Raw genomic sequence first — 23,720 nt, forward strand, 5'->3', positions numbered from 1 at the left:
CCACCGTAGGGGTGGAGGTTTCTGCGGGGGGTTGTCCGAGTCGGCGTAGTGGGGTTCCTCGGCGCACCGTTCTGGCAGAGCCGGCTCGGCGGGGCCCGGGCCGGACGGAAGGTTCGGGCACGCCCGCCTTCCCGCCGATCGCCGCTCCGCGGCGACAAGCGGGGGTCCGGGGGCGCAGCCCCCGGTTTCGGAGAAGGGGTGGGACTGGGCGCCCCCGCGAGGGCACCGCCCCGCGCCCGGGCCTCATTCGCCCGACGTCGACGTCGCCTTCAGGGACAGCCACAGCTCCATCCGGACGTCCGGGTCGTCCAGGGAGCGCCCGAGGATCTCCTCCACCCGCCGCATGCGGTACCGCAGCGTATGCCGATGCACCCCGAGGTCAGCGGCAGCGGCATCCCACTGCCCGTGCCGCGACAACCACGCCCGCAGCGAGGCGACCAGATCCCCCCGCCCGGTGGCGTCATGCTCGCGCAGCGCCCGCAGCAACCCGTCCGCGAACGCCCGCACCGCGTCATCCGCGAGCAACGGCAGCACCGACCCCGCGGCCAGCTCCTCGTGTTCCACGAGACACCGCCCGCGCCGCCGGGCGACGGACAGCGCCTGCTCGGCCTGCTTGTAGGCGGGCGCGGCGGCAATGGGCCCGGCGGGCGCCGAGAGCCCCATGAGCGGCCCGGGCTCCTCGGCGGGATCCCTCCCCTCGGCCCGGCCGGCGTCAACGAGCCCCGCGTACTCGACGGTGGCGAGCTGCGCCGCCCCGCCGTCGGCGACGAGGAGCACGAGCCGCTCGCCGTAGGGCACGACGAGCAGCGCCTCGCCGAACCGCGCCGCAGCCGACTCGACGGCGTCGACCAGCTCCGTCGACCAGGCCCCCTCGGCCGCCCCGGCCCCCTCGCCCGCCGCCTCCGCGGGCCCGGCCGCCTCGGCGACGACCAGCCGGAACGGCGCGTCGAGCAGCCCGCCGTACAGATCACCGGCGACCGCGCGGGCGTGATCCGGCTCCCCGGCGAGCAGCATCCGCAGCACGGCGGAGCCGATCCTGGCCTCCGCGGCCTGGAGGGAGCGGGACCGCTCGGTGGTGAGGGTGAGGAGGGCGATGGCGGAGTGCACGGCGTACCGTTCGGCGGTCCCGAGGGTGGAGGCCGTGCCGACGGCCAGCGCGGCCCGCGGCCGCCGCCCGGTGCCGAGGGTGTGCAGCTCGACCCGGTCGTCGGCCCCGGCCACGACGAGGCTGGCGGGCGCGGGCCGCTCCCGCAGCCGCTCGACGTCGGAGGTGAGCCGGGCGGCGCGCCGGGCGGCCCACTCGGGCGCGGTGGCGACGACGGCGCCCGAGGCGTCGTACAGCGCGGCCCAGCCGTCGACCTGTCCGGCGAGCGCGCCGAGCAGCCCCTGCGCGCCGTCGCCGAGGGCCATCTTGGTCAGCTCGCGCTGGGCGGCGAAGCCCGCGGTGACGGCGCGGTACTGGTCGGCGGCGATGGCGGCGGAGACGGCCTTGCTGATGGCGAGGAAGGGGGTGCGGCGCGGCACCTCGATGAGCGGCAGCTCCTCCGCCCGTGCGGCCTCGACGAGTGCCTCGGGGATGTCGGGGTAGTTCACGCCCACCGCGAAGCCGAGCCCGACGACACCCGCGCCGACGAGCCGCTTCACATAGCGCCGCATCGTCTCCGGGTCCTCCGCGTCCAGTTGGAGCGCGGTGATCAGGAGCAGCTCGCCGCCCTCCATGTACGGCACGGGGTCGGCGAGCTCGCTGACGTGGGCCCAGCGCACGGGGGTGTCCAGGCGGTCCTCGCCCGCGCGCACGGTGAGCTTGAGCGCGGAGTGGTGGACGAGCGAGGCGAGCGTGGGCGGCATGGGACCTTCAGGTCGTACGGCGGCGGAGTCCGGTCGGCGGGACCGCGGGCGGGTGCGGTGCGGGGGCGGCGGGTGCTGCGGGCGGATGCGGAGGCGGGTCCTGCGGGCGGGTGCGGGTGTGGTGCGGGTGTGGTGCGGGCGGGTGCCGGTGAGCCGTACGCCGGGCCGGGCCGCCGAGGGCTCACCAGTTGATCTTTTGGCCGTCGCGTATGACGGCTGCTGTCGATTCTGCCTCACCGTATGGTCGCCCCGGGCGGCTTGCGGGGTATAGGAAGCGCCCTTCTGCGCACGCCGGGGGCGCGCCCGCACCTCTGCGCGCCCCCGCCTCACGCCGGGGCCGCGCCGGGGTGGGCGGTTCGATCGACCAACCGGAAACAGCGGCGCACGCCCCCCGAACTCAACCCCCCAGGCCCACCCATACGCCGTACAGACCCACGGGAATCAGGCCCCCCGCGGACGCACGAGGGTCACCCCCGCAGATCCACCAGCAACGGCGGCGCGTGCTCCCCCCGCACATCCGTCAGCGACAGCACCGCGTGCCCCGGCGGCACCGCGTGCGCCAGTTCGGAGGCAGACCAGCGCTCCCTCTCGACCTGGCGGACGGTGACCGCGCGGGCGGTGGGTGCCCGGCCGGTGATCACCCGGCGCAGGGCGTGCACGACCTTGCCGAGGGGCTCCTCGGCGATGATCTGGCGGTCGGTGACGTCCCGCGCCTCTGTCCACTCCTTGCCCCAGACCTCCGCGAAGTCCTGCCCGTCCCAGGGCGTGAGCCCGGACAGGGCCATGCGGCAGCCGACGGCGCCGAGGAGGGGCGTACGCAGCGGCCGCGGGGCGTCGTCCAACGTGCGCAGTGTCATCACGACCCCCGCGTTCGCGGACCGCAGCCGCTGGACGCGGCGCACCGCCTCCGGAGTCACCGTGCCGGTGGCGTCGTCGAGGACCAGGCAGGCGAACAGTGAGCGGTCCTCGCGTACCGCCGCGGACGCGGTGAACTGCGCGAGCACGAGCCGCGCCAGGATCCGGGAGGCGTCCGCGTGCCCGCGCTCGGGCAGGTCGATGCGGACCCGCACCGGATGGTCGAGGGCGCGCAGCGAGAAGGGCGTGGTCTGGCCGGAGGTGTCGAAGAACGCGGCGAACGCGGGCCGGTCGAGCAGCGCGATCCGGTCGGCGAGGATCGCGCCGGGGTCGCCGGGGTGCCCCAGCTGCCGCTCGCGGGCGTCGAGTTCGCGCAGCATGACCTCCTGTCCGGCGTTCTGGAGGGCCTTGCGGAGTGCTTCGAGGGGGCCGGGCACGCCGTCGAGCAGGGCGCGCAGTTCCGGTACGGCGGGGAACCGGCCGTGGACCGCGTGGAACGGGCCGAGGAGCTGGGCGAGGACGGTGGTCGAGCGGCGGCTGTCGGCCCCGGGGTGCGGGTCGACGAGGTCGCCGACCAGCGCCTCGGCGAGCACGGCGGCGGCCTCGTCGGGGTCGGCCGTACCGCCGTACAGGTCGAGGTCGTACACGGAGTCCGGGTGGCCGATCCGGACCACCACGTCGTAGTCGTCGCCGGGTCCGAGCCCCGCGCCCGCCGCGCCCACGACGACGACCGCGGCGCGCCCGGCGAGAGCCTGCAGGCACAGCGCCTCGGCGAGCGGCCACACGACGGTGCCGGTCTTGCCGGACCCGGCGGGCCCGACCGCGAGCAGGGAGGTGCCGATCAGGTCGGGCCCGAGCGCGAGGCCGGTGCCCCGGTAGGCGTACGGGTTGCGGGGGTCGTCCACCGTCGTGCCGATGCGCACCTGCGCGGTGGCGAGGTCGTGCCGGGCGGCCCGTGCGGGCAGGTCGCGGTCGCCGGAGGGGTGCGGGCAGGCGGCGGCGCCGTCGCGGACGACGGCTTCGGTGAAGGTGGCCAGGGGGCTGTTGCCGGAGCGCACGGAGCGCCAGGCGCGGGCGATGCGGGCGACGTCGATGTCCCGCATCCGGCCCGCGCGGGCATCGGCGGCGAGCCGGTCGGCGGCGGCGCCGGCGCCTCCGGCGCGGAGCTTGGGCCACTCGGCGGGGTCCTCCTCGGGCGGAGGCGGCGGGGCGGCGGGCGCGGGGCGCTTGAGGCGGGGGGCGACGAAGCGGCGCCACACCTCGCCCCAGCGGCCGACCCGGCCGACGGCGATCATGATGCCGAGGGCGATGACGGTGTAGTACGTGTTCCATACGACGGCGTTGCCCAGCTTGTCGCCGGTGTAGATCCAGGCGTCGGGCAGGAACAGCTCCAGCGGTACGACCCACCAGCCGCCCAGATAGCCGTTCCACAGCAGCGACCAGACGAGCCAGCCCACCAGGAAGGCGATGACCGCGCCGCTGAGGAGCTGCCGGGTCGGGACGACCTCCGGCTCCTGCTCGGGCCGCGGCCGGTGCCCGAAGCGCCAGACTCCGGGGACCGTCGCGGGGCGGGGCGTACGCAGCCAGGCGAGGAACTCCTCGCCCTCGGTGAGCGCGGGCGCGCCCGGGGCGCGGGTGGGCCGGGGCGGAAGGACATGCGCGGCGCCGCCGCTCCCGGAGGGCGCGGCGCTGTGCCCGGCGTGCCCGCCACCACTCCCGGCGTGCGCACCACCGGCGCGCCCACCGCCCTTCCCCGCACGCGGTGCCACGCCGTTCCCGGCGCGCCCGGCGTCGCCGTTGGCGCGCCCGGCCTCACCCACGGGCCGCCCGGCCTCGCTCATGGCGCGCTCAACGTCGCTCCCGCCGCCTTGCGGCGACACGGGCCGCGGCGCCGGACGCGGCACCGGCGTGGCGTGCGTACCGCGAGCGTCGTGCGTGCCGTCGGAAGTCATGGCCCTTGCCCCCTGACCTGCCCTGTCCAGTGGTTCACGGTGGTTCGCGGCTCAATCTAGTGCCCGCGCCCCGCAGTTAGGCGGCGTGCGCGCCGAACACGCCATCGGGTCCGGGTGTCCGCGGCGGACAGGCACGGGACATATCGGCGCCATCGGCTGCGACACGCCCCTGTTCACCGGTATGTCCACTACGGACAACCGCCACGCCCAACATCTCCCCCGTGGAGCATGCCCGCCCCCCTTCCCCGCCCCTAACCTGCGGAGAAAAGCCAGAAGCGTCCGAAAGACGAGCGTCGGAGAAGGCGCGCGTCGCACGCGTCCGTACGACCCACCCCCAGGAGCCCTCATGACCGACCTTCCCCAGGAGCGCCGCGTCGTCACCGCCATCCCCGGGCCGAAGTCCCAGGAGCTGCAGGCCCGCCGTACCGCCGCGGTCGCGGGCGGCGTGGGCTCCGTGCTGCCCGTCTTCGCCGCCCGCGCCGGCGGCGGCATCATCGAGGACGTCGACGGCAACCGTCTGATCGACTTCGGTTCCGGCATCGCCGTGACGAGCGTCGGCGCCTCCGCCGAGGCCGTCGTACGCCGCGCCTCCGCCCAGCTGCAGGACTTCACCCACACCTGTTTCATGGTCACGCCGTACGAGAGCTACGTGGCCGTGGCCGAGGCCCTGGCCGAGCTGACGCCGGGTGACCACGCCAAGAAGTCCGCGCTGTTCAACTCGGGCGCCGAGGCCGTCGAGAACGCCGTCAAGATCGCCCGCGCGTACACCAAGCGCCAGGCCGTCGTCGTCTTCGACCACGGCTACCACGGCCGCACCAACCTCACGATGGCGCTGACGGCGAAGAACATGCCGTACAAGAACGGCTTCGGCCCGTTCGCGCCCGAGGTCTACCGCGTCCCGGTGGCGTACGGCTACCGCTGGCCGACCGGCGCCGAGAACGCGGGCCCCGAGGCCGCCGCCCAGGCCATCGACCAGATCTCCAAGCAGGTCGGCGCGGAGAACGTCGCCGCGATCATCATCGAGCCGGTGCTCGGCGAGGGCGGCTTCATCGAGCCCGCGACCGGCTTCCTGCCCGCGATCAGCAAGTTCGCCACCGACAACGGCATCGTGTTCGTCGCGGACGAGATCCAGTCGGGCTTCTGCCGCACCGGCCAGTGGTTCGCGTGCGAGCACGAGGGCGTCGTCCCGGACCTGATCACGACGGCCAAGGGCATCGCGGGCGGCCTGCCGCTCGCCGCCGTCACCGGCCGCGCCGAGATCATGGACGCCGCGCACGCGGGCGGCCTCGGCGGCACCTACGGCGGCAACCCGGTGGCCTGCGCCGCCGCGCTCGGCGCCATCGAGACGATGAAGGAGCTCGACCTCAACGCCAAGGCGAAGAAGATCGAGTCCGCCATGAAGGCCCGCCTGACCGCGATGGCGGAGAAGTACGACGTCGTCGGCGACATCCGCGGCCGCGGCGCCATGATCGCGATCGAGCTGGTCAAGGACCGCGCGACCAAGGAGCCGAACCCCGAGGCGGCCGGCGCGCTCGCCAAGGCCTGCCACGCCCAGGGCCTGCTGGTCCTGACCTGCGGCACCTACGGCAACGTGCTGCGCTTCCTGCCGCCGCTGGTGATCGGCGAGGAGCTCCTGAACGAGGGCATGGACATCATCGAGGCCGCGTTCGCCGAGATCTGATCGGCTTCGGCCGGGTACGCAACCGACGTACCCGGCCGAACACGGCATCGGAAGCCGCCTCGGAGACCGTCTCGGGAGCCGCCCCGGCTGGCGCAGGAGCACCCCTGACATGTGCCGACCTCACGCCGTGTGGAAGCTGTGACCAGGGGTGACGGTCAGGGCCTGTGAAGAACGTGTGGGAGCCCCATGTCGGGATACCGTTCCGCCTGTTGGCCCCCTTCCTCCTGACGTACGGTTTCTGCAGATGAGAGAAACACCCCGCCCACGGGAAACCGCGGGCGAGACCAGGTCGGAGCCTCCCCAGCCCCGCCCTGGGCGTGCCTTCGCGCGCACACCTGGAGCCTACGGCTCCGGAACTCCTCACCGATCGGATGGCCGCCCGCCCCAAACCCCCCGGGGCGTGCGGCAGCCCGGTCAGCTCGGCCGCCTCGGAACTACCCCCCCTGTTCCGGGGCGGCCGACCACTTGCCTCCTCCTGGGCCTCGCCCTCGGCCTCCTCTTCGCCCTGTTCACCTGGCAGGTGGCAGCCGAAGGACCGCTGCGCCGCCTCGACGAACGCGCGGGCCGCGCCCTCGCTGACGGTCCGCTGCCCCAGAGCTTCGCCGAACTCCTCGCGGACCTGGGCAACATGACGGTCGCCGTGCCGGTCCTCGCCCTGGTCGCCGCGTACACCGCCTGGCGGACCCACAGGACCGCCACCACCCCCTGGTGGCCACCACCCCTCACCGCCGTCCTCACGATGATGGCGGTCCCCCTCCTCGTGATCCCCCTGAAACTGGCCGTCAGCCGCACCGGCCCGCCCGGCATGGACGGCAGCGGCTACTACCCCTCGGGCCACACCGCCACAGCCACCGTCGCCTACGGCGCCGCCACCCTCCTCCTGCTCCCCCACCTCCGCCACCCCACCACCCGCCGCACCCTGACCCTCACCTGCGCCCTCCTGAACCTCGCCGTCGGCTACGGCCTGGTCCACAGGGGCTACCACTGGCCCCTCGACGTCCTCGCGAGCTGGTGCCTGAGCGGAATCCTGCTGCTCGTCATGGCGACGAGCACGGGACGGTACGGTCGGGGGTCGACCGCGGGCTAGCGCTCTCCGCGGCCCACCGCGGACGCCGAGAGGGAGCACATGGCCGACGAGCCGGATCGGACAGGACGGCCGGAGCCGGTCGCCGTCACGTACGAACGCGGGGACTACGCGCTCACGCGCTCCCCCGGCCATGTGCTCCTGCCGCTGCACGGCCGGTTGATCCACCACAACCCGGCCTGCCCGCACCTCACCGACTCCGGCACGCTGCCCCGCTTTCCCGACCCCGACGGCCTGCTGTGGCGCCGTCTCATCGACTCCGCGCCGTCCCAGGACACCGCTGGTCGCGCCGAGTTCACCAAGTCCATCGGCCTCACCGGCGGCAAGGGGCAGCCCATCACGGGGGTGTGCGGCTGTGTGCTCGCGCCCGTGTCCGCCGCCGTGGCCGAGACGCTGCCGCCCTGGCCGCTGGCCGAGGCGCTCGCCGCGTTCGACCGGAAGCGGAGCGCGGCCCCGCTGGCCGAGATGGCCGCGCGGGCCGAGGAGATCCGGCGGGCCTTCCCGTGGGAGGACTGGCCGACGCTGCCGCTCGACCGATTCGCGCTCGGTCTCGGCGACAGCGCGCAGACCAGGCCGTACTGCTATCTCCTGGAGTTCGCCAGCAGCGCGCTCGGGTCCATCGCGGGCGGCTCCGCGCGCAAGCACCTGATCTACTTCCGCGCCCAGGACGGCAGTTGGTGGCACGACTCGCGCTACGCGAGCGCCGAGGAGGCCTGGGAGCAGGTGCGCGCCGGTCTCGTCGAGGCCGTCACGGCCGCCCGCGAGGGACGCACGGCCGACATCGACGCCATCGACGCGATCCGCTCGGGCCCCGCGCTGGTCGCCAAGACGCTGCGCGTGTACGCGCCGGACTCCGCCCTCAGCCTGTATGCGCACCCCTGGGTGGCGCACTTCGTCCAGCGGCTGACCGGTGAGCCCGTGCCGAAGCTGGAGCGGTTCGCGCTCCAGGCGCGGCTCAAGGACGTCATCGACGCCGACGCGCGCTTCGCCGGCTGGTCGTACGACGAGGTCGTGACGTTCCTGTTCTGGTGGGCCGACCCGCAGCGCACCGAGCAGATCGTGAAGATCGCGGCAGGCCGGGACGGCAGCGTGTGGGAGGCGTGCCGCGCGGGCGGGTACATCGCCGTCGGCTGGGACGAGGTCGGCGACCTGCGGGCGTACGCGGACAAGGACGAGTACGCGGCGGCGTTCAAGGCCGCGTACTCCGAGGAATACCACGGCCACCAGCCGAAGATCTCCGCGAAGGCCAACGAGCTGTGGAAACTCCTGAGTCTGCGCCCCGGTGACATCGTCGTCGCCAACACCGGCGCGAGCCAGGTCCTGAGCGCGGGCCGGGTGACGGACGAGGGCTACGCGTGGCGCGCGGACCGTGACGACCACCGGCACACGGTCGGCGTGGACTGGGACGACCGATACGCCACGCGCCTCGAGGAGCCCGAGCGGTCCTGGGCCACGGTGACCGTCAAGGACGTACCGGCCGCCCTGTGGACGAAGATCCGCCGCGCCAAGTCGGACGGCGCGCGGACGGGCCGCGACGACGAGGCGTCGGCGGACGCGCTGCCGGAGGTCGCGGCGGCGGTCGCGCAGCCCCTGGACGCGGAGCTGCGCACGCTCGCGGACGCCCTCGAACGGCGCGGCCAGGCCGTCCTGTTCGGCCCGCCCGGCACCGGCAAGACGTACACCGCGCTGCGGTTCGCGGTGCGCCGCCTCGGCGAGCTGTCCGGGCTGCCGGGCGTCGATCCGTACGCCGAGCCGGGCACGTCGGCCTTCGGCGCGGCGCTCGACGCGCTCACGGCCGCCGGGCGCCTGACGACCGTGACGTTCCACCCGAGCTACGGGTACGAGGACTTCATCGAGGGCTACCGGCCGGTCCGGGCGGGCGGCGCCGACGGCGCGGGGGCGGGCGGCATATCCCTCGGCCTCAGCGACGGCGTGTTCAAACGGGTGTGCGCGGCCGCCGCGGCCGACCCCGGCCACCCCTACCTGGTGGTCGTGGACGAGCTGAACCGCGGGCATCTGCCCAAGATCCTCGGTGAGGCCGTGACGCTCCTGGAGAAGGACAAGCGGGGCCGCTCGGTCACGCTGCCGCTCAGCCAGGCCCCGTTCACGATCCCGCCGAACGTGTACGTCATCGGCACCATGAACACCGCCGACCGCTCCATCCGCGCCCTGGACGCGGCCGTCCGCCGCCGCTTCGCCTTCCTCGAACTCCTCCCTGACTCCGCGCCGCTCCAGGGCTGCCACGTCGACCAGTTGCACCTGGCCGACCTCCTCGACACCCTCAACCAGCGGATCCGCACCCATCTGGACCGCGAGAAGCAGATCGGGCACGCCTTCTTCCTGCCGGGCGGCGCCCCCGTGGACTCCGCCGCCGAACTCGCCGCGATCGTCCGCAGCGAGATCCTGCCGCTCCTTCAGGAGTACGCGTACGACGACTACACGCTCCTCGCCGCCTTCCTCGGCGACGACCTCGTCGACACCGGCACGCACACCCTGCGGGACCTCAGTGACGAGGACCTGGTCACCGCGCTGTACACGGAGCTCCAGGTCAAGGGCGGGTCGGAGTAGCGTGCCGACACCCGTGAGCGGGGCCCGCACGCCGGTGGTGGAGGTACGGGAGTACGGGACGGCCGTCGTCGAGGGCGTCACGCTGAGCGCCGCCGACCGCCGCCTGTGCGCCGGGCAGGGCCTCGCGGGCCGCCTCACGGTGCGCGAACTCGCGCGCGGACGGCTGGAGGTGACGGCGTACCAGCACGTCGGCGTGGTGCGCCTCGACGCCTGCGAGATCCGTGTCCGGCCCAAGTACCTGGGCGAGGACCTCGACGTCCTGCGGATGCTCGCGTACGCCGCGGACGGCACCTGCCCGCCCCTGGACGCCCGTCGCACGGCCGCCGACGGCGCCCCGAACCTGCGGGACCTGGTGGCGCTGCTCGTCACCGAGCACGCCGAACGGCTGCTCGGCCACGGCGTGCGGCACGACTACGTGACGTCCGACGACGACCTGCCCGCCGTCCGCGGGCGGCTCCTGGTGGACCGTCAGGTGCTGCGCCTGCACGGCCGCCTCGACCGGCTCGCCTGCCGCTTCGACGACCACGACGCGGACGTCCTCGACAACCGCCTGTGCGCGGCGGCCACCGACCTCGCCGCCCGCACGACGCGCGACCCGGCTGTGCGGGCCAGGGCCCGACGGGCGGCGGCGCGGTTCGCCGCGCTGGCGCCGGGGCCGCTCGGGGACCTGCGGACGGCGCTCGCCGGGCTCGACTACCACCGGCACAACGAGCACTACCGCGCCCCGCACCGCTGGTCCGCGCTGCTCCTCGGAGGCGGCGGCATCGCGGACCTGTTCGCCACCGGACCGCTGGCCTCACGCGCGTTCCTCGTCGACATGAACACTCTCTTCGAGGCCTTCGTGACCCGCCTCCTCACGGACGCGGCGGGCGGCGAGTACACCGTCCAGGGCCAGTCCCGGCAGCGGGACGTCCTGCACGACGAGCGCCTCGACCGGCCGTACAGCGAGGTCCGGCCGGACGCGGTGATCACCGGCGCGGACCTGCGCCTGCCGGTGGACGTGAAGTACAAGCTGTACGACGCCGGCGCCCGCGGCGGAAAGCTGAGCACCGCCGATCTGTACCAGGCGTTCCTGTACGCCCACGCGCTCGCCCGGCAGCCGGAGGGCCGGATGCCGACCTGCGTCCTCGTCCACCCCGGCGGCTCTTCCGCGCCCCGCGAGAGCGTCGCCGTGCGCCGGGGGGACGGCGGCGGGACGGCGGCCCGGGTGCGGTCGCTGCCGCTGGATCTGCCGTGGGTGCTGCGGGAGTTGGCCGGGTCCGGGCGGACGGGGGCGTTGGCGCGGGTGTGGGGTCAGGTGCTGGCCTGACCCCGCACGTCCAGCGGTGCCGCGTGAGCCCGGTGAGCCGACGTGGCCGTCCCTCAGCCGAAGTAGCTGTCGAAGTTCCGTGAGAACTCCCAGTTGTTGAAGCGGTCCCAGTTGATGGACCACGTCATCAGGCCGCGCAGGGTGGGCCACTTGCCGTGGGGCTTGTAGGGGCCGCAGTTGGTGTTCTTGGTCAGGCAGTCCAGGGACTTGTTGACCTCGGTGGTGGAGACGTGGCCGTTGCCCGCGTTCACCGAGGCGGGCATGCCTATGGCTATCTTCTCCGGGGGCAGGGGCGGGAAGACGTTGGCGGTGTTGCCCTTGACCGGGAAGCCGGTGAGGAGCATGTCGGTCATGGCGATGTGGAAGTCCGCGCCGCCCATCTGGTGGTACTGGTTATCGAGGCCCATGATCGGGCCCGAGTTGTAGTCCTGGACGTGCAGCAGGGTGAGGTCGTCGCGCAGGGCGTGGATGACCGGGAGGTAGGCGCCCGCGCGCGGGTCGGCGCCCCACTGACCGGGGCCGTAGTGCTGGTAGCCCAGCTGTACGAAGAACGTCTCCGGGGCCATCGTGAGGGTGAAGCCGGAGCCGTACTTGGCCTTGAGGGTCTTCACCGCCGAGATCAGGTTCACGATCACCGGAGTCGTGGGGTTCTTGAAGTCCGTGTCGTTGGCGTTCAGCGACAGCGAGTGGCCCTCGAAGTCGATGTCCAGGCCGTCGAGGCCGTACTCGTCGATGATCGCGGAGACGGACGAGACGAACTTGTCCCTGGCCTGGGTGGTGGTCAGCTGCACCTGGCCGTTCTGGCCGCCGATGGAGATCTGGACCTTCTTGCCCTGGGCCTGCTTGGCCTTGATGGCCGCCTTGAACTCGTCCTTCGTCTCGACGTTCGGGCACTCCGTCTTTGGGCAGAGGCTGAAGCGGATGTCGCCGGACGTGGCCGAGGTGGGCTCGCCGAAGGCCAGGTCGATGATGTCCCAGCTCGCCGGGGTGTCCGCGAGGCGCGTGTAGCCGGAGCCGTTGGCGAAGCTCGTGTGCAGATAGCCGACGAGGGCGTGGGCGGGGAGGGCCTTGGCGTCGGCGGACGGGGCCTTGGTGTCGGCGGACGGGGCCTTGGTGTCGGCGCGCGCCGAATTCGTCGGGGGCGCCGAGTCCGCCGTGCTCGGCGCGGCGAGCAGGCCGGACGCCGCGAGCGCGAGTGCCGCCGCCGCGGTGAGGAGTCCAGGTCTGCGCAGGGGTGAGCGAGAGCGGTCCACAACTGCCTCCGGAGGTGGGGGGATTGGAGAGCAGGACGCGCTCAAGATGGTCCAGACCAATGCTGTTGTCAAGAGTGTCGTCAGGACTGCTGTCAGGAGCGCGACAGGGCTGTTGTCCCGTCTTCGTACAGCACCGCCCCCGCCGTGCGCAGGGGGTGTCCAGCGGTGCTGAGGGGAAGTCCGGATGTCCTGAGGCCGGGCTACGACCGGCGGAGTGGCGGGCCGCTCACCGCTCCCCGCCCTCCCCGCCCTCGGGGGTGCCTCCGCCCTCCAGGGCACCCCCGCCCTCAGAGGCACCCCCGTCCTCAGCACCCTCCCCGGCCCCGCCGCCCCCGGCCCGCTCCGCCCGCGCCAGCGACGCCGCCGCCTCGTGCATCGCCAGTTCCAGCAGCGCCGGATCGACCAGCGTGCCGGAGCCGTCCGGTGGGATCAGCCAGCGCACCCCGCCGGTGGACCGGCCTGGGTAGGGCACGACGATCCAGGTGCCGCGCCCCGCGCCCCGCACCCCCGTGCCCAGCCAGCGCGCGACCGTGCCCGCGGGCACGAAGAAGCCCATCCGGGCGTCGCCGAAGTCGGCGAGCACCGGGCCCGGCTGGTCCACGACCCGTGCCAGCACGTCCAGCGTGGGGTAGCCCAGATCGCCGGGCAGGATGAGCACGTCCCAGAGCCGGCCGGCCGGGAGCAGGACGACCCCCAGGGGGTTGCGTTCCCACTCCCAGCGGCAGGCGTCCGGATCCGGTGCCACCGACACCAGCCACTCGACCGCCGACTTGCTCCCGGAAACCGTCATGGCGAACCTTCCTCTCGTCGGTCACGCATACGCGTGTCACGAGGAAGAGCGGCCCTGGGGGCGGCCATTACGCAGCTTCCGCTACTGAGTGGTAGTGAAGCGCGTCACGGAGCGGCGCGGCGTACGCCGGTGCGGGTCCGGGTCAGCTGTCGAAGCCGAGTCCCATCTTGTCCATCGCGCGGAGCCATACATTGCGGCGCCCGGCGTTCTCGTCGGCCCGCGCCAGGGACCACTTGGTCAGCGCCACGCCGGTCCAGGCGAACGGCTCCGGCGGGAACGGCAGCGGCTTGGAGCGGACCATCTCCAGGCGCGTGCGCTCCGTGCGCTCGCCCGCGAGCAGGTCGAGCATCACCTCCGCGCCGAACCGTGTGGCCCCCACCCCGAGTCCGGTGTATCCGGCGGCGTACGCGACCCGCTCCCCGTACGCCGTGCCGAAGAACGCCGAGAAGCGCGAGCACGTGTCGATCGCGCCGCCCCACGCGTGCGTGAAGCGCACCCCCTCCAACTGCGGGAAGCAGGTGAAGAAGTGCCCGGCGAGCTTCGCGTACGTCTCGGGGCGGTGGTCGTACTCGGCGCGGACCTTGCCGCCGTACGGGTAGATGGCGTCGTACCCGCCCCACAGGATGCGGTTGTCGGCGGAGAGCCGGAAGTAGTGGAACTGGTTGGCGGCGTCACCGAGGCCCTGGCGGCCCCGCCAGCCGATCGCGGCGAGCTGGTCGGGGGTCAGGGGCTCGGTCATCAGGGCGTAGTCGTACACCGGGACGGTGTACGAACGGACGCGCTTGACCAGGGACGGGAAGACGTTCGTGCCGAGGGCGACCTGGCGGGCGTAGACCCGGCCGTAGGGCGTGCGGATCGCCATGCCCGCGCCGGGCGAGGCGAGTTGGAGGGCCGGGGTGTGTTCGTGGACGCGCACGCCGAGGTCGAGGCAGGCGCGTTTGAGACCCCAGGCGAGCTTCGCCGGGTGCAGCATGGCGACACCGTCGCGGTCCCAGAGGCCGCCGAGGAACGTGGGCGAGTCCACCTGCGCGCGCAGCGCGTCCGCGTCGAGCATCTCGGCGCCGCCGGCGAGGCCGAGCCCGGCCATCTCCTCGTACACCTCGTGCAGTTCGGCGAGTTGGTGCGGCTGGGTCGCCACGTCGATCTCGCCGGTGCGCTCGAAGTCGCAGTCGATGCCGTAGCGGGCGACGGCGGCCTCGATCTCGTCGAGGTTGCGGGCGCCGAGTTCCTCCAGCTTCGCGATCTCGTCCGGCCAGCGGGCCAGGCCGTTGGGGAGGCCGTGGGTGAGGGACGCGGCGCAGAAGCCGCCGTTACGGCCGGAGGCGGCCCAGCCGATCTCGCGGCCCTCGACGAGGACGACGTCACGACCGGGGTCGCGCTCCTTGGCGATCAGGGCGGTCCACAGGCCGCTGTAGCCGCCGCCGACGACGAGCAGGTCGCAGCGCTCGTCGCCGACCAGGGCCGGTTCGGGGTCGGGCTTGTTGGGGTCGTCCAGCCAGAACGAGACCGGCTTGGCCTCGGCGAGAGACGTGGTCCAGCCGTGGGGTTTGGGGGCGCTGCCCCCAAAAGTGGGCAGCATGGCGCTTGGGGCCATGTTTTCCAACTCCTTCAGGGCTCTTACAGGGATTTCTTGGCGCGGCGCTTTCCGACGAGCATTCCTGCCACCACGAGAAGGACGGCAATCAGGAACATGGCCGTGCCGATCACATTGATCTGAACGGGCGTACCCCGCTGCGCGGATCCCCAGACGAACATGGGGAACGTCACAGTCGATCCGGCGTTGAAGTTCGTGATGATGAAGTCGTCGAAGGAGAGCGCGAAGGCGAGCAGCGCGCCCGCCGCGATGCCGGGGGCGGCGATCGGCAGGGTGACCCGCAGGAAGGTCTGCACGGGCCCGGCGTAGAGGTCCTGCGCGGCCTGTTCCAGACGCGGGTCCATGGACATCACGCGCGCCTTCACTGCCGTCACGACGAAGCTCAGGCAGAACATGATGTGCGCGATGAGGACGGTCCAGAAGCCCAGCTGAGCGCCCATGTTGAGGAACAGCGTGAGCAGCGAGGCGGCCATGACGACCTCGGGCATCGCCATCGGCAGGAAGATCAGCGAGTTCACGGCGCCGCGCGCCCGGAAGCGGTAGCGCACCAGCGCGAAGGCGATCATCGTGCCGAGCACCGTCGCGCCGAGCGTCGCCCAGAACGCGATCTGCAGGCTCAGCGACAGCGAGCCGCACATGTCGGCGACGCCGCAGGGGTCCTTCCAGGCGTCCGTCGAGAATTCCTGCCAGGAGTAATTGAAGCGGCCCTTCGGTTTGTTGAAGGAGAAGACCGTGACGACGACATTGGGCAGCAGCAGATAGCCGAGCGTGACGAGTCCGGCGATGACGACGAGATTCCGGCGCAGCCAGCGGAAAAGCGCGGAGAAGAAAGACATCAGACGAGATCCTCCGTCCCCGACTTGCGGATGTAGAAGGTCACCATGAAAAGGATCGCGGCCATCAGGATGAAGGAGAGCGCCGCGGCCGTCGGGTAATCCAGAATGCGCAGGAACTGCGTCTGGATGACGTTGCCGACCATGCGGGTGTCGGTGGACCCGAGGAGGTCGGCGTTCACGTAGTCGCCCGCCGCCGGGATGAAGGTGAGCAGGGTCCCGGAGACGACGCCCGGCATGGACAGCGGGAACGTCACCTTGCGGAAGGTGGTGGACGGCCGGGCGTAGAGGTCGCCCGCGGCCTCGTGCAGCCTGCCGTCGATGCGCTCCAGGGAGGTGTAGAGCGGCAGGATCATGAACGGCAGGAAGTTGTACGTGAGTCCGCAGACCACCGCGAGCGGGGTGGCGAGGACGCGGTCGCCGTCGGTGGCGCCGAGCCAGTTGGTGACGTCGAGGAGGTGCAGGTTGTTCAGGGCGCCCACGACCGGCCCGCCGTCGGCGAGGATCGTCTTCCACGCGAGCGTGCGGATGAGGAAGCTGGTGAAGAACGGCGCAATCACCAGGACCAGGATCAGATTGCGCCAGCGGCCCGCGCGGAACGCGATGAGGTACGCCAGCGGGTATCCGAGCAGCAGGCACAGGATCGTCGCGGCGCCCGCGTAGATCACCGAGCGCAGGAACTGCGGCCAGTAGTCGCCGAGGGCGTCCCAGTAGGTGGCGAAGTGCCAGGTGACCTTGTAGCCCTCTTCGAGGGAGCCGGTCTGCACGGACGTCGACGCCTGGTAGACGAGCGGCAGCGCGAAGAAGACGAGCAGCCAGAGGATGCCGGGGAGCAGCAGCCAGTAGGGGACGAGGCGGCCGCGTTTGCGGGGCTTGGCGGCCGGAGGCGCGGCGTCCTCGACGGGCGCCTGGACGGGGGCCGTCACGCGTCCTCCTCGACCTTCTCCACGCCCGCCTCGGCGTCCTGGTCCGCGTCGAGCCCGAAGGTGTGCGCCGGGTTCCAGTGCAGGACGACCTCGGCGCCCGGGACGAGCCGGGTGTCGCGCTCGATGTTCTGCGCGTACACCTCGAAGGCGTCGCAGACGGGGCTGTCGACGACGTACTGCGTGGAGACGCCGATGAAGCTGGAGTCGGCGATGCGGCCGCTGATGCGGTTGCGGCCGTCGGGGATCGCGCCCGCGTCGTCGGCGTGCGCGATCGAGATCTTCTCCGGGCGTACGCCCACCAGGACCGTGCCGCCGGTGGTGGCGGCCGCCGTACATCGCGCCTTGGGCAGCGTCAGCTTCCCGCCGCCCGCCTTGAGGAACACGTCCTCGCCGCTGACCTCGGCCACCTCGGCCTCGATGAAGTTGGAGGTGCCGAGGAAGTTGGCGACGAACGTGGTGCGCGGGTTCTCGTACAGGTCGGCGGGGGCGCCCTGCTGCTCGACGCGGCCGCCGTTCATCACGGCCACGGTGTCGGCCATCGTCATGGCCTCCTCCTGGTCGTGCGTGACGTGCACGAAGGTGATGCCGACCTCGGTCTGGATGCGCTTGAGTTCGAGCTGCATCTGGCGGCGCAGCTTCAGGTCGAGGGCGCCGAGGGGCTCGTCGAGGAGCAGCACCTTGGGGTGGTTGATGAGCGCGCGGGCCACGGCGACGCGCTGCTGCTGGCCGCCGGAGAGCTGGTGCGGCTTCTTGCGGGCCTGCTCGCCGAGCTGGACCAGGTCGAGCATCTCGCCGACCTGCTTCTTCACCGACTTGATGCCGCGTCGGCGCAGGCCGAAGGCGACGTTCTCGAAGATGTCGAGGTGCGGGAAGAGGGCGTACGACTGGAAGACCGTGTTCACGGGCCGCTTGTAGGGCGGCAGCGCGGTGACGTCCTGCTCGCCGAGGCGGACGGTGCCGCTGCTGGGCTCCTCCAGGCCCGCGATCATGCGCAGGGTGGTGGTCTTGCCGCAGCCGGAGGCGCCGAGCAGCGCGAAGAAGGAGCCCTGGGGCACGGTGAGATCGAGCGGGTGGACGGCCGTGAAGGAGCCGTAGGTCTTGCTGATGCCGCTGAGGCGTACGTCGCCACTGTGCTCTTTGGGTTCTGTGGCATTCGTCATGTTGGCGTCCAGAGGAGGTCGAGGAGGTTCCAGAGGAAGTTCCAGAGGAGGGCGAGGAGAATTACGTCAAGAACCGGTGAGCTTCGCGAACTTCCCCTCGTACGCGGCCTCTTCCTTGGGGGTGAGCGAACGGAAGGCGTGCGACTTCGCGGCCATGGCCTTGTCGGGGATGATCAGCGGGTTCGCCGCGGCCTTGGGGTCGATCTTCGCGAGCGCGTCGCGGACGCCGTCGACCGGGCACACGTAGTTGATGTAGGCGGCGAGGCGGGCCGCTGGGCCGGGCTCGTAGTAGTAGTCGATGAGCCGTTCGGCGTTGCGCTTGTGGCGCGCCTTGTTGGGGACCAGGAGGTTGTCCGTCGAGGTCAGGTAGCCGCTGTCCGGGATGGCGAACTCGATGTCGGGGTTGGAGAGTTTGAGCTGGACGACGTCCCCGGCCCAGGCCACGCACGCGGCGAGGTCGCCCTTGTCGAGGTCGGCGGTGTAGTCGTTGCCGGTGAAGCGGCGGATCTGCTTCTTGTCGACGGCCTTCTGAAGGCGCGCGACGGCCGCGTCGAAGTCGTCGTCGGTGAACTTCGCCGGGTCCTTGCCGAGGTCGAGCAGCACCATGCCCATGGAGTCGCGCATCTCCGACAGGAAGCCCACGCGCCCCTTGAGCTTCGGCTCGTCGAGGAGCTGCGACACCGAGGTGATCTTCTCCCCGTCGGTGGCCTTCTTGTTGTACGCGATGACCGTGGAGATGCCGGTCCAAGGGTACGAGTAGGCGCGCCCGGGGTCCCAGTCGGGCGAGCGGAACTGGGCGGACAGGTTGGCGTAGGCGTGCGGCAGCTGGGCCGGGTCGAGCTTCTGTACCCAGCCGAAGCGGATCAGGCGGGCGGCGAGCCAGTCCGTGACGCAGATCAGGTCGCGCCCGGTGTCCTGCCCGGCGGCGAGCTGCGGCTTGATCTTCCCGAAGAACTCGTTGTTGTCGTTGATGTCCTCGGTGTACTTGACCTTGATCCCGGTGCGTTTCGTGAACGCGTCGAGGGTGGGGCGCCGCTCGTCCTTGTCGACGTCCATGTACTCGGTCCAGTTGGAGAAGTTGACGCGCTTCTCCTTGTCCGAGCGGTCGTTCGCGGCGATGCCGCCCTCGCCCTTGCCGGCCGCGGGGATGCCGCACGCGCTCAGGGCGCCGAGCCCGCCCGCGGCGAGCAGGCCGCCGCCGGAGGCGCGCAGCAGCGACCGGCGGGTGAGCGCGGCCCTGCCGTTCCTCAGGCTGCGGTGCATGGCGGCCACCTGGGCCGGGGAGAGCGGGTCGGGCTCGTACTGCTCCATGTGCTGATCGCCCTTTCGGGAGGTGAGCGGGCGGGCGCCGCCGGTCGCGCGGCGCCCGCCTTCGCGTTCCGGCTATCGGTCCCCGAAGATCGTGCGGTGCCAGTCCTTCCTCGCCACCGCGGTGTTGTCGAACATGACGTGCTTGATCTGCGTGTACTCCTCGAAGGAGTAGGCGGACATGTCCTTGCCGTAGCCGGACGCCTTGTAGCCGCCGTGCGGCATCTCGCTGAGGATCGGGATGTGGTCGTTGACCCACACGCAACCCGCCTTGATCTCGCGGGTCGCGCGGTTGGCGCGGAAGACGTCCCGCGTCCAGGCGGAGGCGGCGAGGCCGTAGGGGGTGTCGTTGGCGAGGCGGATGCCGTCGGCGTCGGAGTCGAAGGGCAGCACGACGAGCACCGGTCCGAAGATCTCCGCCTGCACCGCCTCGCTGTCCTGCGCGGCGTCGGCGATGAGGGTGGGCTTGTAGTACGCGCCCGGGTGGTCGAGGGCCTCGCCCCCGGTCACCACGCGCGCGTAGGAGCGGGCCCGGTCGACGAAGGCGGCGACGCGGTCGCGGTGCGTGTGCGAGATGAGCGGGCCGAGGTCGGTGGCCGGGTCGAAGGGGTCGCCGAGCCGCACGGTCGCCATCAGGTCGGCGACGCCCGCCACGAACGCGTCGTAGAGGGGGCGCTGTACGTACGCGCGCGTGGCGGCCGTGCAGTCCTGGCCGCTGTTGATGAGGGCGCCCGCGACGGCCCCGTGCACGGCGGCCTCCAGGTCGGCGTCGTCGAACACCACGAAGGGCGCCTTGCCGCCGAGCTCCAGGTGCAGCCGCTTGACGGTGGCGGTGGCGACCTCCGCGACGCGCTTGCCCACGCCGGTCGAGCCGGTGAAGGACGTCATGACGACGTCGGGGTGCCCGACCAGGTGCTCACCCGCCTCCCGCCCGGCCCCGGTGACGATGTTGACGACACCGTCGGGGATCCCGGCGGCGGTGGCGGCCTGCGCGAACATCAGCGAGGTGAACGGCGTGAGCTCGGACGGCTTCAGGACGATGGTGTTGCCCGCCGCGATCGCCGGGAGGACCTTCCAGGCGGCCATCTGGAGCGGATAGTTCCAGGGCGCGATGGAGCCGACGACACCGATCGGTTCGCGGCGGACGTACGAGGTGTGGTCGCCGCCGTCGTACTCCCCCGCCGACTGGCCCTGGAGGTGGCGGGCGGCGCCCGCGAAGAAGGCGGTGTTGTCGATGGTCCCCGGTACGTCGAACTCCCGGCTCAGCTTGATCGGCTTGCCGCACTGCAGGGACTCGGCCTGCGCCAGCTCCTCGGCGCGCGCGGACAGCTCCGCGGCGAAGCGGTGCATGGCGTCGGAGCGCTCGCCGGGGCTCGCGGCCGACCAGCCGACGTAGGCGTCCGCGGCGGCGGCGACGGCGGTGTCCACGTCCTTGGGGCCCGCCAGCTCGTACGTGAGGACCTCGTCGCCCGTGGCCGGATCGACCACCGCGTGGGTGCGTCCCGAAGTGCCCTGGGTGAGGCGTCCGGCGATGTACTGGGCGCCGTCCGCGAAACGGTCCCGCGCCTGGAATGTGTGCATGACGCTCTCCTCCGCCGGCCGCCCCGTCCCGAGAGGGTCGGCGTAGTTCCAGATCGATTTGAGTGCCGATCCTGACAGGGGGTCGATGGTCCAGCAAGTGATTCCGTTGTTGCCTTTTGGTTACGCGACGGAATCTGTCGACCAGGTGTCGAGTCGGCTTGGAAATTGTGGGACGGAGTGTCAGTGGTGCCTGCCAGAGTGGCGTGCATGAGCCATTTCTCGGGGGAGGACACGGGCGTGGACACGGGGGAAGGTATGGAGAGGAACAGGGCCGAGTACCTGTACTTCTGGGGGCACGCACCGCGCCGTGACGGCGCGCTGGGGCACAGCTGTTTCAGCCAGTGGTGGCCCTCGCCGTTCACGGCCGACGGCGTGGAGTACGCGACGGCGGAGCACTGGATGATGGCCGCGAAGGCCCGCCTCTTCGGCGACGCCGACGCCGAGCGGGCGGCGCTCACGGCGCGCACGCCCGCCGAGGCCAAGCGGGCCGGACGGCTGGTGCGGGGGTTCGACGACCAGGTCTGGGAGCGGGAGCGCTTCGGGATCGTCGTCGAGGGGTCGGTGCGGAAGTTCTCCTCGGACGAGGCGCTACGGGCGTATCTCGTGGGCACCGGGGAGCGGGTCCTGGTCGAGGCGAGCCCGGTGGACCGGGTGTGGGGCGTCGGGCTCGCCGCCGACGATCCGCGGATCGGGGATCCGGCCGGGTGGCTGGGGCTGAATCTGCTGGGGTTCGCGCTGATGGAGGCGCGGGAGCGGCTGCGGTAGCGGTCCTGTCGAGTCTGGGGGCGGCTGCGGCTGCGGCCCTGTCGCGCCCGGGTAGCGGCCTGCGGTGGCCGCCCGGTCCGGCCGGGGAGCGGCCGCCGTCGTGGCCGGGAGCGGGGTTGGGCGGCCGCCCGGTTCCGGCCAGGGCCCGCGTCCTACGATGATCCCCGACCCACGGGTCGACCGATCAGCCGATCACACCGTGTTCCGGGGAGGAACCCATGTCCGACCACCAGACTCAGCCCACCGCGCAGACACACGCCTTCATCGCCGGACTGCCCAAGGCCGAACTCCACGTCCACCACGTCGGCTCCGCCTCCCCCCGGATCGTCTCCGCCCTCGCCGCCCGGCACCCCGACTCGAAGGTGCCCACGGACATCGAGGCCCTCGCGGACTACTTCACGTTCACGGACTTCGCCCACTTCGTCCAGGTGTACCTGTCCGTCGTGGACCTGATCCGCACCCCCGACGACGTCCACCTCCTCACCTTCGAGGTGGCCCGCGAGCTGTCCCGGCAGAACGTGCGGTACGCCGAGCTGACCGTCACCCCCTTCTCCTCCACCCGCCGCGGCATCGACGAGCGCGCCTTCATGGCCGCCATCGAGGACGCCCGCAAGACGGCCGAGGCGGAGCTGAACGTCGTCCTGCGCTGGTGCTTCGACATCCCCGGCGAGGCGGGCCTGGAGTCGGCAGAGGAGACCGTGCGGCTCGCCACCACCGACGGCGTCCGCCCCGAGGGCCTGGTCTCCTTCGGCCTCGGCGGCCCCGAGATCGGCGTACCGCGCCCGCAGTTCAAGCCGTACTTCGACCGCGCCATCGCCGCCGGCCTGCACTCGGTGCCGCACGCGGGCGAGACCACGGGCCCGGACACCGTCTGGGACGCGCTCACGTACCTGCGCGCCGAGCGCATCGGCCACGGCACCAGCTCCGCCAAGGACCCGAAGCTCCTCGCGCACCTCGCCGAGCACCGCGTCCCGCTGGAGGTCTGCCCGACCTCGAACATCGCCACGCGCGCCGTCGCCACCCTCGACGAGCACCCGCTCAAGCAGTTCGTGGACGCGGGCGTCATCGTCACCATCAACTCCGACGACCCGCCGATGTTCGGCACCGACCTCAACAACGAGTACGCGGTCGCCGCCCGCCTCCTCGGCCTCGACGAGCGCGGCATCGCCGACCTCGCGAAGAACGGCGTGGAGGCGTCGTTCCTCGACCGGGCGGGCAAGGACAGGATCGCCGCCGAGATCGACGCGTACACGGAGAACTGGCTGGCCTCCTGACGCACGGCGAACTGGCTTGACGCACAGGGACCGGCCCCACGGCACGCTGGGACCGGCCTCCTGACGCCCGCGTGAGCGCGGCGCGGACGGGCCCCGGGCCGACGAGCCCCGGGGCCCGTCCCCCGTCACAATGGGTGCCATGCGCACCGTGACTGCCGTGGCCCACCGAGGCGACCCCTACCGCGTCCGCGAGAACACCCTCCCCTCGCTGCGCTCCGCGCTCGAACGGGGCGCGGACGCCGTGGAGATCGACGTCCGCCTGACCCGCGACGGCGTCCCCGTCCTGCTGCACGACGCGACCCTCGCCCGCCTCTGGGAACACGACCGGCCGCTGTCCACCCTGTCCGCCGACGAGGTGCGCGGGCTGACCGACGGCGGCGTACCCACCCTCGAAGAGGCCCTGAAGGAGACGGACGGCCACCGCGTCCTCGTCGACCTGCCCGGCGCGACCCCCGAGGCGGTGCGCACGATCGTCGGCGTCATCGCCGACTGCGGTGCCGCAGAGCGGGCGTACTACTGCGCGGGCCCCGACGCGATGCTCGCGGTGCGGGCCGCGGACCCGGCCGCGGAGATCGCCCTCACCTGGAAGTCGCTCGCCCCGCCCCGGCCCGCCGTGCTCGCCGCGGTCACCCCGCGCTGGCTCAACTACCGCTTCGGCCTGGTGAGTCGGGGCCTCGTCGACCGTGTGCACGCGAGCGGTCTGCTGGTCGCCGCGTGGACTCCCGACACCCGGCGCTCCATGCGTAAGCTCATCTCCCACGGGGTGGACTCGATCACCACCAACCGCGTGGACGCACTCGCCGCCGAGCTGTCCCGAGGGCCCCGGCGGCATCGCCAGCAGACGGGGAAGGAACTTCACGAGTGAGCACAGAGCACGCAGCGGACGGCGCGGCGAACTTAGCGAACGCGGAGAACCCGCAGAGCCCGCAGAGCCCGCAG

Annotated in this window: 16 protein-coding genes and 1 pseudogene; 7 read left to right on the forward strand and 10 right to left on the reverse strand. The window is 72.3% G+C overall.

The annotated features are described in order from the left end of the window. Positions 1-243: 243 nt before the first annotated feature. Together ACZ6BG_RS07315 and ACZ6BG_RS07320 are read right to left on the reverse strand one after the other, a co-directional pair. Positions 244-1,848, reverse strand: a complete 1,605-nt coding sequence (locus tag ACZ6BG_RS07315; protein ID WP_468998153.1) for a PucR family transcriptional regulator — start codon at positions 1,846-1,848, stop codon at positions 244-246. Positions 1,849-2,315: 467 nt separating this feature from the next. After that, positions 2,316-4,544, reverse strand: coding sequence for an ATP-binding protein (locus ACZ6BG_RS07320; RefSeq protein ID WP_468998157.1), 2,229 nt, complete (start codon positions 4,542-4,544; stop codon positions 2,316-2,318). A gap of 457 nt (positions 4,545-5,001) precedes the next feature. Between ACZ6BG_RS07320 and gabT the strand changes: the two genes are divergently transcribed. The 4 genes from gabT to ACZ6BG_RS07340 all read left to right on the forward strand — a co-directional run bounded on the left by gabT (position 5,002) and on the right by ACZ6BG_RS07340 (position 11,297). Then, positions 5,002-6,336, forward strand: coding sequence for a 4-aminobutyrate--2-oxoglutarate transaminase (gene gabT, locus ACZ6BG_RS07325; protein ID WP_468998159.1), 1,335 nt, complete (start codon positions 5,002-5,004; stop codon positions 6,334-6,336). A 520-nt stretch (positions 6,337-6,856) separates the two neighbouring features. Continuing rightward, positions 6,857-7,423, forward strand: a complete 567-nt coding sequence (locus tag ACZ6BG_RS07330; protein WP_468998161.1) for a phosphatase PAP2 family protein — start codon at positions 6,857-6,859, stop codon at positions 7,421-7,423. Positions 7,424-7,462: 39 nt separating this feature from the next. After that, entirely contained in the window at positions 7,463-9,988 is a 2,526-nt protein-coding gene (locus tag ACZ6BG_RS07335; protein ID WP_468998164.1) for an McrB family protein, read from the forward strand. Positions 9,989-10,001: 13 nt separating this feature from the next. Beyond that, complete coding sequence (locus tag ACZ6BG_RS07340; RefSeq protein WP_468998166.1) at positions 10,002-11,297, forward strand: McrC family protein; 1,296 nt, start codon at positions 10,002-10,004, stop codon at positions 11,295-11,297. Positions 11,298-11,350: 53 nt separating this feature from the next. Here ACZ6BG_RS07340 and ACZ6BG_RS07345 read toward each other — a convergent pair. From ACZ6BG_RS07345 to ACZ6BG_RS07380, 8 genes and pseudogenes are all read right to left on the reverse strand, one after another. Next, a pseudogene (locus ACZ6BG_RS07345) lies at positions 11,351-12,364 on the reverse strand (chitinase); the annotation flags it as partial. Positions 12,365-12,776: 412 nt separating this feature from the next. Continuing rightward, a complete protein-coding gene (locus tag ACZ6BG_RS07350) occupies positions 12,777-13,340 on the reverse strand; it encodes a hypothetical protein (protein ID WP_468998168.1) in 564 nt (187 codons plus the stop codon). Positions 13,341-13,482: 142 nt separating this feature from the next. Further along, positions 13,483-14,934 (reverse strand): NAD(P)/FAD-dependent oxidoreductase, encoded by a 1,452-nt coding sequence (locus tag ACZ6BG_RS07355; RefSeq protein WP_468998170.1) that lies wholly within the window; start codon positions 14,932-14,934, stop codon positions 13,483-13,485. 23 nt (positions 14,935-14,957) lie between these two features. Then, entirely contained in the window at positions 14,958-15,770 is an 813-nt protein-coding gene (locus ACZ6BG_RS07360; RefSeq protein ID WP_468998172.1) for an ABC transporter permease, read from the reverse strand. Continuing rightward, entirely contained in the window at positions 15,770-16,693 is a 924-nt protein-coding gene (locus tag ACZ6BG_RS07365) for an ABC transporter permease (protein ID WP_468998174.1), read from the reverse strand. The genes ACZ6BG_RS07360 and ACZ6BG_RS07365 overlap by 1 nt, the downstream gene beginning before the upstream one ends. After that, positions 16,690-17,853, reverse strand: a complete 1,164-nt coding sequence (locus tag ACZ6BG_RS07370) for an ABC transporter ATP-binding protein (protein ID WP_468998176.1) — start codon at positions 17,851-17,853, stop codon at positions 16,690-16,692. The genes ACZ6BG_RS07365 and ACZ6BG_RS07370 overlap by 4 nt, the downstream gene beginning before the upstream one ends. 66 nt (positions 17,854-17,919) lie before the next feature. Then, complete coding sequence (locus tag ACZ6BG_RS07375; RefSeq protein ID WP_468998178.1) at positions 17,920-19,164, reverse strand: polyamine ABC transporter substrate-binding protein; 1,245 nt, start codon at positions 19,162-19,164, stop codon at positions 17,920-17,922. 72 nt (positions 19,165-19,236) lie between these two features. After that, positions 19,237-20,742: a gamma-aminobutyraldehyde dehydrogenase gene (locus ACZ6BG_RS07380; protein WP_468998180.1), complete on the reverse strand. Its 1,506-nt coding sequence runs from the start codon at positions 20,740-20,742 to the stop codon at positions 19,237-19,239. Positions 20,743-20,949: 207 nt separating this feature from the next. Between ACZ6BG_RS07380 and ACZ6BG_RS07385 the strand changes: the two genes are divergently transcribed. The 3 genes from ACZ6BG_RS07385 (at position 20,950) to ACZ6BG_RS07395 (ending at position 23,646) form a co-directional block, all read left to right on the forward strand. After that, entirely contained in the window at positions 20,950-21,507 is a 558-nt protein-coding gene (locus ACZ6BG_RS07385; RefSeq protein ID WP_468998182.1) for an NADAR family protein, read from the forward strand. A gap of 218 nt (positions 21,508-21,725) precedes the next feature. After that, complete coding sequence (locus ACZ6BG_RS07390) at positions 21,726-22,781, forward strand: adenosine deaminase (protein WP_468998185.1); 1,056 nt, start codon at positions 21,726-21,728, stop codon at positions 22,779-22,781. A gap of 139 nt (positions 22,782-22,920) precedes the next feature. Continuing rightward, entirely contained in the window at positions 22,921-23,646 is a 726-nt protein-coding gene (locus tag ACZ6BG_RS07395; RefSeq protein ID WP_468998187.1) for a glycerophosphodiester phosphodiesterase, read from the forward strand. Positions 23,647-23,720 lie beyond the last annotated feature (74 nt).

It is taken from the genome of Streptomyces sp. NPDC041205 (assembly GCF_055591765.1).

Bases quoted from the DNA above. Each gene is read 5' to 3' on its own strand.
- ACZ6BG_RS07315 (WP_468998153.1), bottom strand. From the start codon at position 1,848: ATGCCGCCCACGCTCGCCTCGCTCGTCCACCACTCCGCGCTCAAGCTC.
- ACZ6BG_RS07320 (WP_468998157.1), bottom strand. From the start codon at position 4,544: ATGAGCGAGGCCGGGCGGCCCGTGGGTGAGGCCGGGCGCGCCAACGGC.
- gabT (WP_468998159.1), top strand. From the start codon at position 5,002: ATGACCGACCTTCCCCAGGAGCGCCGCGTCGTCACCGCCATCCCCGGG.
- ACZ6BG_RS07335 (WP_468998164.1), top strand. From the start codon at position 7,463: ATGGCCGACGAGCCGGATCGGACAGGACGGCCGGAGCCGGTCGCCGTC.
- ACZ6BG_RS07350 (WP_468998168.1), bottom strand. From the start codon at position 13,340: ATGACGGTTTCCGGGAGCAAGTCGGCGGTCGAGTGGCTGGTGTCGGTG.
- ACZ6BG_RS07355 (WP_468998170.1), bottom strand. From the start codon at position 14,934: ATGGCCCCAAGCGCCATGCTGCCCACTTTTGGGGGCAGCGCCCCCAAA.
- ACZ6BG_RS07360 (WP_468998172.1), bottom strand. From the start codon at position 15,770: ATGTCTTTCTTCTCCGCGCTTTTCCGCTGGCTGCGCCGGAATCTCGTC.
- ACZ6BG_RS07370 (WP_468998176.1), bottom strand. From the start codon at position 17,853: ATGACGAATGCCACAGAACCCAAAGAGCACAGTGGCGACGTACGCCTC.
- ACZ6BG_RS07375 (WP_468998178.1), bottom strand. From the start codon at position 19,164: ATGGAGCAGTACGAGCCCGACCCGCTCTCCCCGGCCCAGGTGGCCGCC.
- ACZ6BG_RS07380 (WP_468998180.1), bottom strand. From the start codon at position 20,742: ATGCACACATTCCAGGCGCGGGACCGTTTCGCGGACGGCGCCCAGTAC.
- ACZ6BG_RS07385 (WP_468998182.1), top strand. From the start codon at position 20,950: ATGAGCCATTTCTCGGGGGAGGACACGGGCGTGGACACGGGGGAAGGT.
- ACZ6BG_RS07390 (WP_468998185.1), top strand. From the start codon at position 21,726: ATGTCCGACCACCAGACTCAGCCCACCGCGCAGACACACGCCTTCATC.
- ACZ6BG_RS07395 (WP_468998187.1), top strand. From the start codon at position 22,921: ATGCGCACCGTGACTGCCGTGGCCCACCGAGGCGACCCCTACCGCGTC.